An 11,465-nucleotide genomic window follows, 5' to 3' on the forward strand; every position below is an offset into this window, starting at 1 on the left:
ATTTCTGATTACAATGAGAAAGATCTCAAGATAAATATTTAAAAATTGAAATTTTATTCATCGTTATATAAATAAACAGCATTCGGTAAATCCACATATCATAAAGATAGAAGTATTAATTTAAAAAACTAAAAAAATAAGGTAAAAAAGTAAGGATTAGAAGAGATTTATCTTCTGAGAATCATCGTTCTCAGGCGGTCAGCGGCACTTGCGGACTTATCGGCAACTCCTCCAACTCTTTCAACAAGCCCTATTAGATGGCAAACGCCTGCACCTCCGATAATGTCTTCATTTTCGAAGATCATTTTTAAGAGGGCCGTTTCAAGCACGTCCACGTCATGTTCCAGTTTTTCGACCTCAGGAATAATGGACATGGTTTCCTGGATCTCTTCCTTGCTGAAAGAGGTGGCAAGAAGCTTGTAAAGCTCGCCTGCGAGCTCATCATACTTCCGAGTGGTTTTCAGGGATGTCGCCATCAATTCCAAAAAACCTTCTTTAATTTCCTCAGGAAGGGTCTTACAGGGCCGAAGAGTCATCCAGTAGGCCGCCGCCTGGGCAAAGTCAGCAATAGAATCCTGCTGCTTAAGGAACGAAAGAAGATCCTTTTTATTAACTTGTAGCCTCACTGAGGAGGGAATGCCTGCCCTTATTTTCTGTTTGAGTTTGTCAGCATCATGTTCAAGCTTGTCAATTTCGTCTGTTCTTTCTTCCAGCACAGCCTGATTTCCTGCACAGTAAGCTTCCATTGCTTCAGCCAGCTTTTCAACTGCAAGCACTCCTTTTTTAGCATGTTTTTCCAGGGGGACAAAGGGAGATTCACTGACAACGTCAAGGACTGAACGAATGTAGTCTTTCATAAAAAGATCACCTTAAGCCCCACAAAGATCAATGCCGATGTAAGGGCGGCTATAGGAACTGTTGCTATCCAGGAAGAAATAATCCTCCAGACCACGCGCAGGTCAACGGCTGCAATCCCACCTGCAAGTCCTACACCTACAACGGAACCGACAAGCGTGTGGGTAGTCGAAATAGGAAGGGAACTATAACTGTGGATCAGGACCACTGAGGCTGTTGCAAACTCTGCGGAAAAACCACGTGTTGGAGTCAGTTCTGTAATCTTCGAACCGATAGTTTCAACCACTTTATAGCCCCAGGTGGCCATTCCTACTACCATACCGAGGCCTCCCATTACAAGCACCCACATAGGGATTCCGGTTCCTGTTACTCCTATAACCCTGAGTGCTGCACAGAGAGGACCGATAGCGTTTGCCACATCATTTGACCCGTGCGCAAATGCAATATAACAGGCAGTTATGAGCTGTAAGGTTATGAATTTTTTCTCAACAAGAGGCAAGTCTATAGCCCTATGAAGATAAATTTTTCTTATTAAAGAAAAAGTCAGATAAGCAAAAACAGCCCCAAGAGCCGGAGATATAAACCAGCTTGCTATAATTCTCGTAAGTTCTCCCCAGTGAATGTCTGCAAAAGAGATGGTTCCGTCGTAAGCTGCGATCAACCCGAAGCCGAGAACAGAACCGACGATGGAATGACTGGTTGAAACTGGGAGGTTATACAAGGTTGCAAGAGTTACCCAGAAGCCGGCTGCAAGAATCGCAGCCAGCATTCCAAGCGCCACGATATCCGGGTGGACCCTGCCAACAATCTCAATGGGAACAATTCCATTTGCAATTGTCTCGGTAACCCGTTTCCCGAAGAGCACAGCACCTAGAAACTCAAAGATAGTAGCAAGAACAATTACCTGTTTAATTGATAGAACCCCTGTTCCTACCGAAGTCCCCATAGCATTTGCAAGGTCGTTTGCCCCTATGTTCCAGGCCATATAAAGGCCAGCTAAAATAAGCGCTATGACAAGTAGATCCATTTTTTCCTACTCCAAAAATTTTAAACTTCAAAACTGTTATAATTACTATAAAATACACATTTTATAAAAGATACATTTTTCAGTTTTAGTGATGACTCTTTATCTAGAACACTTTTTTAAATTCAGAACTTTATGGATTCCAGACAATTTCATTATATTTTATAGTTTCCATATATTTCGGGGCACTCTATATAATCTATAGATCTATATGTGTCTATTTTTAATATATATATCCTTTTTTCCGCATCAGCAACTGCAAGGTTGCCAAGTGAACTAGAAGAGGTAAATTCTATAAGAATAAACACTTTCTGTTATTCAGAAATAACGTAACGTTTTTATCTGAGTATGCCTTCTCCGAGCTTTCAGAAGAGATATGTAAAAGGTGCCCTCAAAGGCAAGAAGAATGTGAGGGCATACTTGGAGAAGACATTTGAAATGGTTTCTGACCTTCGGTTTGCACTCCCTGACCTGCCTGGAAATATTAATAATCTGGTTATTTGTGAAGAGCTTTTGAAAAGCCTGCTGCAGAAATTTCTTTAGAGAAGGCAGAAAAGTTAACGTAAAAAAATACTAACTGCAAGAGGGTTTAGTTTTGTAGTTATACTGTTGATGTTCGTCTTCCGGATCTATTTTCTTCTTCCGGATCTATTTAAAAAGTAGGATTTTTCAGGTTTCGAGCCCATCAAATTTTTGATCCTTAAGTTCTTTTTCCCTTATCCTTTCTCTGAGCAGGTCGAGCACTTCTTCGTCCGAGACGTCATACCATCTCTCGTAAGCTTCAGCAACAGCCCTGAATGAGATCGGAATCTCGAGTACCACGAGCTCATCGACCTGTTTTCGAATCTGTTCTGCAATCTCTTTTCCAGCCACAGGTACAGCAACCACAATTTTTCCGGCTTGCCTGTTTCTACAGAGTCCGATGGCTGCCCGCATTGTAGAACCCATTGCAATGCCGTCGTCGATGAGAATCACGGTCCGATTTGCAATCTCAGGCAGGGGATTTCCTCCTCTTAGAGCTTTTACGCGCCTGTCGATCTCGGCAATCTGCTGCTGTTTTATTTGCTCGATTATTTCCCCTGCGAGCCAGTAATGCGCATTTTCGAAAACGAAAGTACTTCCGTTCTCGGCTATTGCCCCAAATCCGGCTTCAGGGTTATCCGGAAAAGGCAGTTTCCTGGCAATAATGAGGGAAAAATCGGCATTCATCTTCTTTGCAACTTGCAACCCTACCTCCACCCCTCCGCGTGGAATAGCGAGAATAAGAGGATTTTCTACCCTGTATCTCTCAAGAGCCCTTGCAAGTTTCTCTCCTGCATCTTTACGATTTTTGAACATAGTTCACCTTAAATTCAAAGATTATTCCTCTTTTCGACAGTGAAAATGTCAGATTAAACAACCTTGATAGGACGCCTGTAAACTTCGACTGAAGGGCCTGGATGGAAGACTCGTTTCAGGCAAACAGAGTTCCAGAACCTTTCCGGCAACGTCTTCGGGTTTGAGGACAGGCTCATCCGAATACATAGAGTGATACATGCTGGTATCTACCCCGGCAGGGCAGACTGCATACACCTGAAGTCCACCCCCTGTTTCGTAAGCAAGGGCTTCAGTAAAGCCGATAACTGCGAATTTTGAAGCGCAGTATATCGGAAGCATTGGTATTCCATGCTTTCCTGCACCTGAAGATATGTTCACGATCCTGCCTTCTCCCCTCTTAAGCAGATGGTGCAGGGCATACTTTGTGCAGAAAAACATGCCTTTTAAATTTGTATCCATGATCTCATCATATTCTTCTGTTGAGGTATCTATCAGGTATTTCCTGTATGCTACTCCTGCATTGTTCACGAGGATATCAATTCTTACAAAAGCGTTTACCGTCTCTGAGATCATGTTTATGACTTTTTCTTCTTTTCTGATGTCGGTTCTCACAGCAAGAGCCCCTCTCCCTTCTTTTTCTACCATCCTGGCAGTTTCCCGAATCTCTTTTCCGGTTCTTGAGACGATTACTATGTTTGCTCCCTCTCTTGCGAGCGCCAGACATATTGCCCTTCCAATTCCCCTTCCTCCACCTGTTACAATGGCTATCTGACCTTTCAGTCTCATAAAGCCTCCTTATTAATCATCGAGCAGTATAAAGGATATATCTTTGGAAGCAATGTTTCTGAAATTGGATTCCTTATCAGGATCTCTTAGATCCTGATCTTTTTCTTGTTGTCTAAATCCAGAGATTCGAAGTTGATTTATAATAAATTAGGACTTACGCACTTGAAGTACAAATCAATCACATTTGGCGTTGTAACTGGCATAGTGTTTTATACAGTTAGAGGTCTACTGTTATTGATTTATTCGTTCAACTGCGTAAGTCCTATAAATACAAGTAGGGAGTGTCTCTCCGGTTCTAAAAAAGAAAAAGGACAATTCCGGAAAACAGGATGTTAACAAAACATATTCAAGTCCAGCTTGACCTGCCGAATACGCTGTTCTTCGATTTTCAGCTCTCAGAGCTGAGGGACTGAAAGAGCATCTATCTCGATTATTTTCCCGGAAACTACTCTTGAATCAGGCGAAACAAGTTCCGGAACCTTTTCTGCAGTAGTTAATTGCAAACCGCAATATATCAAGAAATATTGAAAGTTCACACAGAAAACTTATAAAGAGTTAGGCAAAATAAATTTAGAGAGTTCAGAAGCATTTCCCGATAACCAAAACTCTCTAAAAATAAATCATATGAAACCTGATTTATGTTAGCTTTGCGCACATTTAAGCTTGCCTGATTGTGCTTCCTAGGGAAAAATAACTTTAGGAGAAAAATATGAAGCTTAATAAAATTGGAACAGGCATGATTGTTTTAACAATGTTGCTGGTTGGTATAGTGTTGATATCATCAGCAATGGTTCCCACCGAAGAACCAGCAACCCTTAGAAATGTCTTTGGTATAGTGGATTGCCCCTATTTAGTTCCTAACCGCTAGTTACTACTAGCGAAAACTATTTTAAATTAATTATTCAAAAAATTGTGTCCTAATAAAAATTATTGCCCGATTAAAAATTATAGTGGGCACAGTAGAAATCTTAACATTATAAACTATATTCCCCATAATCAAGACCACCAAACAACAGAGAGCCCAATTTGAAATCAATAAATGTGAACTGGGAAAGCCACACTTACTTAATCGGATCTTTTTAACATACCGGGATATACATGATATAATTTCTAAAGTAGGAATATAAACTGCGTTCACTATAACTGTTTAAGCCATGAGCATATCAGGTTGAATATCAGAAAAGTTCCATTCAGGAGATAAATAATAAACTTTACTCCTGAAATGTGAAAGTTAACTTTTTATATTAATTGAGAGAACTATCATTAACAATCTAAAAAAATGGCTGAACTAATACTGTCTCTTACCGGGAGACGGGAAGAGGCATAAAGTTCCCTCACAAGGTTACAAAAACCATAACCTTACGGAGAAGACCCCCATGAAAGTACTGCTTGTAGACGATGACCCTTTGTTTTTAGAGTTATCAAAGGCATTCTTAGAAGTCTTCCATGATATAATTTCAGATACCGTGGACTCTGCAAGGGAAGCTCTCCTGAAGTTGGAAGAAGACTCCTATGATGTGGTAGTTTCGGACTATGATATGCCTTTTATGGATGGCATCACGCTCCTGAGAACTATCCGTGATAAAAGAATTGATATCCCTTTCATCCTGTTTACGGGAGTGGGAAAGGAAGAAATCATGGATAAGGCAATGGAAAACGGTGCAAATTCCTTTATTCAAAAAATAGGAGATCCAAAAGCTCAGTATTCCGAACTATCAAAGAGAATCTGGCAGATTGTCAGCGATTGTGCAGGATGCTAAAAAAACAAAGGAAGAACTTTTAACCTTTGTGGCAGCTGTTTATCCAGATTCAGAGCATTTATTTATATTTGTCATAGCTTTTGCTAATTCGGACTTCCATATATTTTTCATTTTCCCATATATTCATGAATGGTTTACTTTTCTTTTCCCATATATTCACGAATGGTTTACTTTTCTTATATGATCCGGCTCTTTTGATATAATTCTCATTCTTCAAAACCCTAACTCAGAGCATTTTTCTTTTCGTTTTACGGCGCCTTATGTCACACATATTTAATCTGTTTTTGCTCAGTAAAGAAGTCGACTTTATCCATTGCAGTCCCGAAAAAAGATTCTGGAATATATTTATCTCCTAATATATTCATGTTTTTAAGGGGATTTTATGGTGCAGGAGTACAAACTGTTTATAGAGGGAAAGTTCAGCGATTCATCAACCGGAGAGGCTTTTGAAGATATTAATCCGACTACTCTGGAAAGCCTTGCAACAGTACAGGTAGCTGGAATCGGAGACGTGGACAGAGCAGTTGAGGCTGCAGAAGCAGGGTTTTTGATCTGGAGCGAAATACCGGCTCCTCGGCGGGCCGAGGTACTCTTGAAGGCTGCTCGGATTTTACGGGAAAGAAAGGAAGAACTTGCTGTCCTTATGACAAAAGAGATGGGAAAGGTGCTGCCTGAGACCAGGGGAGATGTGCAGGAAGCTATCGATATTACATATTACGCCGCAGGGGAAGGAAGGCGGCTGTTTGGAGAAACAACGACTTCCGAACTCAAGGAAAAATTCTGCATGACTATGCTGAGGCCTATAGGAGTTGTAGCCCTTATTACGCCCTGGAATTTCCCAATTGCGATTCCAGCCTGGAAGATTATGCCTGCCCTTATAGCAGGAAACGCAATAGTTTTCAAGCCTGCAAGCGACACGCCTCTACTTGCCCTCAAACTTGTAGAAATCCTGGTTGAAGCAGGCCTGCCTCCGCAAGTGATTAACGTAGTAACAGGGCCCGGAGGAACTGTCGGAAAAGCCGTAGTCCAGCATCCGCGCATCAGAGCTATTTCCTTTACAGGCAGCCTTGATACCGGAAAATGGATAATGGAAGAATGTGCAAAAACCATGAAACGGGTTTCTCTGGAACTTGGAGGCAAAAACCCGGTAATTGTTATGGATGATGCCGACATTGAACTGGCTCTTGAAGGTGTGTTATGGGGAGCTTTTGGAACCACCGGCCAGCGCTGTACTGCTACGAGCAGACTGATTTTGCACGAGAAAATAAAAGAAGAATTCATAAAAAGGCTGCTTGCAAAAGCAAAAGCCCTCAGGGTAGGAGACGGGCTCCTGCCTGAGACAGACATAGGGCCCGTAATTAATAAAGCCCAGCTTGAGAAAATCGAAAGGTATGTGAGGATCGGAAAAGAAGAAGGGGCAACTCTTCTTTTAGGGGGAAACAGATTGGACCCCGGCCTTCCTGGCTATTTCTTCGAGCCCACTATATTTACGGATGTCAGGCCTGAAATGAGGATTGCACAGGAAGAAATTTTCGGGCCAGTACTCAGTATTCTCACGGTATCGAGCCTTAAAGAAGCAATATGGGCTGCTAACAATAGCAAATACGGGCTTTCTTCGGCAATCTACACCGGAAATGTCGGAAACGCTTTCAAGGCTATCGAGAAAATTGACGCCGGGATTACATACGTTAATGCTCCGACGATAGGTGCGGAGGTTCATCTTCCATTTGGGGGCGTGAAAGGGACAGGAAACGGTTTCAGAGAAGCAGGGACCGATGCCGTCAGGGAGTTTTCCGAGGTAAAAGCCGTATATATAGACTATAGCGGCAGGCTGCAGAAAGCCCAGATAGATTCGGAATGAAACTGAGAGTGGGAAGGAGATTGAGGAGGAATTCATTCTGGATCAAGAGAAACCTGAAAAATTTGAACAGGCAAGAAGAATGGAATATCCAGGGGAAAATGAGGCATTAGATCTTGATTTTTTCGAACAGGAACTCGGACTGCTTGATGTTGTTGGCCCGAAAGCCAGAGAAATTATCGGGCAGGATTGTGATATTGTGTCTGCCTGCGAAGCCCGCCCGTATCCCCTGGTTGTGGATAGGGCAAGGGGTTCTGTAATCCGGGATGTAGACGGAAGAGAATATCTCGACCTAGTTGCAGGGATTGCTGTCATGAATGCAGGCTACTCTAACCCTGAGATTAAGGCTGCAATCTCAGCCCAGCTTGAAAAAATGGCCCACTGCGGATATGGGGATTTTTTTGCCGAGCCCCCTTTGAAGCTTGCAAAAAAGTTGAGAGAGCTCTCAGGTTATTCGAAAGTTTTTTACTGCAACAGCGGAACCGAAGCAGTAGAAGCTGCAATCAAGCTTGCCTTCTGGAAAACAAAGCGGCAAAATCTTATCTCATTTTATAATTCCTTTCACGGCCGTACCCTGGGTTCCCTCTCCCTCACCTGCTCAAAAGTCAGGCAAAAGGAACATTTCCCTTCTATCCGCACGGTTCATTCCCATTATGCCTACTGCTACCGCTGTCCCCTGAAACTCGAATACCCTTCCTGCGGGATCGAGTGTGCAAAAGAGATCGAAAACCTGATTTTCAGGCGGGAGCTGAGCCAAGAGGATACAGCTGCCGTTTTCATTGAACCGATCCAGGGAGAAGGAGGTTATATCGTCCCTCCCCCTGAATTTCATAAAGAAGTAAGACGGATCTGCACGGATAATAATATTCTCCTCGTAGCCGATGAAGTCCAGACTGGCTGTTTCAGGACAGGCCCCTTCTTTGCCATGGAAAATTTTGAGGTCAGGGCTGATATCTCCTGCCTTGCAAAAGCCCTTGGAGGAGGCCTCCCGATGGGCGCAATGCTTGCAGACAGTGAGCTTATGGACTGGCCTTCCGGTGTCCACTCAAATACCTTCGGAGGAAATCTCCTGGCTTCAGCCGCCTCTCTCGCTTCCCTTGAATTTCTGGAAAAAGAAAATACGGAAAATAGAGTCAGGAAACTTGGTTCCAGTATCAGGCAGCGGCTTAGGGAGTTTCAGGAAAATTTTTCCTGCATCGGGGACGTACGCGGCCTCGGCCTGATGATAGGCGTCGAAATCATAAAACCGGATAAATCCATAGACCCCATTCGAAGAGATAAAATTCTCAGAGAAGCCTTTAAAGAAAGAATCCTGCTTCTGCCCTGTGGGGATTCCGTAATCCGCTTCTCTCCACCCCTCGTAATAACAGACGAAGAAGTCGACCTTGGGCTTGAAAAATTTGAAAAAGCTCTGAAAAAGGCAGGAAATTAAGTCAGGTCGAACAGCAAGGTAAATTCGAGCTAAAGAGATAGGATAAAGTGTAACTTTTACTTAACCCACACCTGCTGGAATTTTTTGATTGAAAATCGACAGGAGAGGACTTAATAGGGCCATCATTGATCGTTTTTGTCACTCTGCACAGCACCTTCAAAAAAGGCAAATAGATTGAAAAAGCATGGAACTGACTTAAAAAATATAATAAATACCTAAAGGAGTTTTGTGTCGATATGAATAAATTGAAGGCTTTTATGAGATGTTCCGGTAGAATTAATCCTATCACTGACAAGTAACTTGCTTTCTGCAGATGTACACCCGAAAAATGAGTTTCGCACTAAAAATGAATTTTGCACTGAAATATATCTGCTGAGCAGGTTAAATAACGTTTTTTGCGGATTTTCCTGCTAATCATTTATATACGATACAAAGACGACAAAATATACAATAGCTTGTTTTAAAAAAAGAAAAAGTAATCAGGGTCAGCCTGATTAAAAATCTGCAAAATTCTTTATTTCCTGTCCTTTTCAGATTCCTTCAGCCCTTCTTCGGCCTGCCTGAAAGTTACAAGCCTGCTCGCAAGAGGTGCGATAGGAAGGTCTGGGCTGAGAGCCAGAGAGCCTATTCTTGCCCCTGTGAGTGTTCTTCCTGCAAGATCGGGTTTTATCTCAAATCCTTTTGGAATCTCAGTAGCTTCGGGCACGGTCTCAGGAAAAGCAGCTTCAATACCCATGCATGCGTTAGAAACAAGCCTCGGAAGAGTTTCAGGACTCAGGCGGGAATGCCCGAGAGGAGAAAGCCCAAGGTCTCGCTCCGGAGAGAGTCTTCTGTTGAAATCGGGCAGAATCCCGTTTAACTGGTCAAGGGGAGGTCTTGAAAAAGTAGCGGATTCGTAAGTAGGAGTGATCTTTCCTGCAATTGCTTTTTCCCGGTTTTTATGGGCTACACTGTCGGAAAGGTGAGGAGATAAAGTTGAATTCTCGGATTTACTGCTGCTATTCATAGCAATATGAATTGTCACGATGGTATATCAATTATACGAGGGCTTTTACCTCCTTTTTCGGTATCTTATACATTTTTTTCGATCTCCTTTTTGGAGTTCTCCCACCCCTTTATTCCTGCATTATTTTGCGCCTCCACTCCTTCTTGCACCTATGTATTCACGCGTTAATCTTCGCTTCGCAAAATTCCTTTCCCTTTCTGGCAGCCTTATTCCTTGGGCTGAGTTTCAGAGCCCTTAGATAGCACTTGAAAGCCTCTCCGTATTCGGCAAATTCGCAAAGCAAATTTCCTCCCTGCAGAAGAGAATCGAGGTGGTCGGGGTCGCTCTCAAGGGCATGTTTGCAGGCGTCCAGTGCCTTTTCTTTTTCCCCCAGTTCCAGAAACACATTGCTTTTCCAGTACCATGTACCTGCATTGTCAGGCCTCATTACCGGGGTTCTGTTTCGGGAAAAGAAATTGAACCTTGGGGCTTTGCAGGTCCAGTCAGACGCTTTCTTGGGTTCTGCTGTCAGAGCTTCATCAAAAGTCTCAAGAGCTTTTTTTAGAAGCCCAATTTTGAAACAGACTATCCCTTTACTGGTCAGGATTTTTGGGGATTCCGGATCAAAGAAGAGCGCTTTTTCAAAGGCTTCAAGGGCTTCTTCACTCCTGCCCAGGGCTGAGAGCACAAAACCCCTGTTTGACCATTCGATAGGGCAGTCAGGCTTAATTTCAAGGGTAGCATCAACAATCTCCAGGGCTTCTTCATATCTTTCAAGCTTAAAAAGAGACATTCCGTAAAAGGACCTGGCCTTCTGAGCCTTTTCAAGAAACTCTTTCCCGGTATCCTCCTCCCCTTTTTCAAGAAGCAGGTCTGCCATTTTTCTCCAGGCCTCATCAGTTTCCCCATACGCAGCAAGCGCTTCTTCGAACCTGCCCACCTGAAAGGAAATCCTGGCTTTGTTGTAGCTTTCCTCGGCTGACCTGTCAAGCTCTTTAAGTTTATTTGCCATTTTTGCCATTTTTCTGCCTCTTTATGCCATTTGCTGACGTCTTAAATAAGTTAGGACTTACGGCTCTGTAGAAATCCTCTTAGATAAAGATCTCCATTTATTTGAACTGAATGGCCTGATCTATTTTTACGGATTTATTTTCAGCCTATTGTAGCTGAGTTAGATAGATATTCTAGAGAGCCGGACTTACACAGTTGAACTGAAAAATCAATAGCATTAAACCTTTAACTGTCCAAAGTATATGTAAATCTCATTGTTTATTATACTTTATTTGGTTTTCAAGTGCATAAGTCTGAGGCATTTCCTGAATGAGTATTCATAAAAAGAGGTATCCCATGCTGATTAACAATCAAGCTTAGTACAAATTGTTTGAGGTCCCATCTTCCGTTTTTGGGAATACCAAAAGTAATATCAATAGACTCAGTTTCTTCGTCAT

11 protein-coding genes are annotated in these 11,465 nt (G+C 42.6%); 5 read left to right on the forward strand and 6 right to left on the reverse strand.

The window, feature by feature from the left end; all coding sequences use genetic code 11:
* Positions 1-167 precede the first annotated feature (167 nt).
* Positions 168-857, reverse strand: coding sequence for a TIGR00153 family protein (locus RG963_RS15195; RefSeq protein ID WP_310577124.1), 690 nt, complete (start codon positions 855-857; stop codon positions 168-170).
* Entirely contained in the window at positions 854-1,882 is a 1,029-nt protein-coding gene (locus tag RG963_RS15200) for an inorganic phosphate transporter (RefSeq protein WP_310577125.1), read from the reverse strand. Before RG963_RS15200 ends, RG963_RS15195 begins: the two co-directional genes overlap by 4 nt.
* A gap of 345 nt (positions 1,883-2,227) precedes the next feature.
* On the opposite strand from RG963_RS15200, the gene RG963_RS15205 reads away from it, so the two are divergent.
* A complete protein-coding gene (locus RG963_RS15205) occupies positions 2,228-2,422 on the forward strand; it encodes a hypothetical protein (RefSeq protein WP_310577126.1) in 195 nt (64 codons plus the stop codon).
* Between the two features lie 126 nt (positions 2,423-2,548).
* Here the strand turns inward: RG963_RS15205 and RG963_RS15210 are convergent, their stop codons facing one another.
* On the reverse strand, positions 2,549-3,217 hold the full coding sequence (locus RG963_RS15210; protein ID WP_310577127.1) for a phosphoribosyltransferase: 669 nt from the start codon (positions 3,215-3,217) through the stop codon (positions 2,549-2,551).
* Positions 3,218-3,265: 48 nt separating this feature from the next.
* A complete protein-coding gene (locus RG963_RS15215) occupies positions 3,266-3,982 on the reverse strand; it encodes an SDR family NAD(P)-dependent oxidoreductase (RefSeq protein WP_310577128.1) in 717 nt (238 codons plus the stop codon).
* Positions 3,983-4,691: 709 nt separating this feature from the next.
* On the opposite strand from RG963_RS15215, the gene RG963_RS15220 reads away from it, so the two are divergent.
* The 4 genes from RG963_RS15220 (at position 4,692) to RG963_RS15235 (ending at position 9,032) form a co-directional block, all read left to right on the forward strand.
* Positions 4,692-4,850 (forward strand): hypothetical protein, encoded by a 159-nt coding sequence (locus RG963_RS15220; RefSeq protein ID WP_310577129.1) that lies wholly within the window; start codon positions 4,692-4,694, stop codon positions 4,848-4,850.
* 508 nt (positions 4,851-5,358) lie between these two features.
* Positions 5,359-5,742, forward strand: coding sequence for a response regulator (locus RG963_RS15225; RefSeq protein ID WP_310577130.1), 384 nt, complete (start codon positions 5,359-5,361; stop codon positions 5,740-5,742).
* Positions 5,743-6,124: 382 nt separating this feature from the next.
* Positions 6,125-7,603 (forward strand): aldehyde dehydrogenase family protein, encoded by a 1,479-nt coding sequence (locus RG963_RS15230; RefSeq protein ID WP_310577131.1) that lies wholly within the window; start codon positions 6,125-6,127, stop codon positions 7,601-7,603.
* A 79-nt stretch (positions 7,604-7,682) separates the two neighbouring features.
* On the forward strand, positions 7,683-9,032 hold the full coding sequence (locus RG963_RS15235; RefSeq protein ID WP_310577132.1) for an aminotransferase class III-fold pyridoxal phosphate-dependent enzyme: 1,350 nt from the start codon (positions 7,683-7,685) through the stop codon (positions 9,030-9,032).
* Positions 9,033-9,546: 514 nt separating this feature from the next.
* Here the strand turns inward: RG963_RS15235 and RG963_RS15240 are convergent.
* Entirely contained in the window at positions 9,547-10,056 is a 510-nt protein-coding gene (locus RG963_RS15240; protein ID WP_310577133.1) for a hypothetical protein, read from the reverse strand.
* Between the two features lie 139 nt (positions 10,057-10,195).
* Positions 10,196-11,038, reverse strand: a complete 843-nt coding sequence (locus RG963_RS15245; RefSeq protein ID WP_310577134.1) for a tetratricopeptide repeat protein — start codon at positions 11,036-11,038, stop codon at positions 10,196-10,198.
* Positions 11,039-11,465: the final 427 nt, after the last annotated feature.

It is taken from the genome of Methanosarcina baikalica (assembly GCF_031461075.1).
In the GTDB taxonomy this organism is placed as follows: domain Archaea; phylum Halobacteriota; class Methanosarcinia; order Methanosarcinales; family Methanosarcinaceae; genus Methanosarcina; species Methanosarcina baikalica.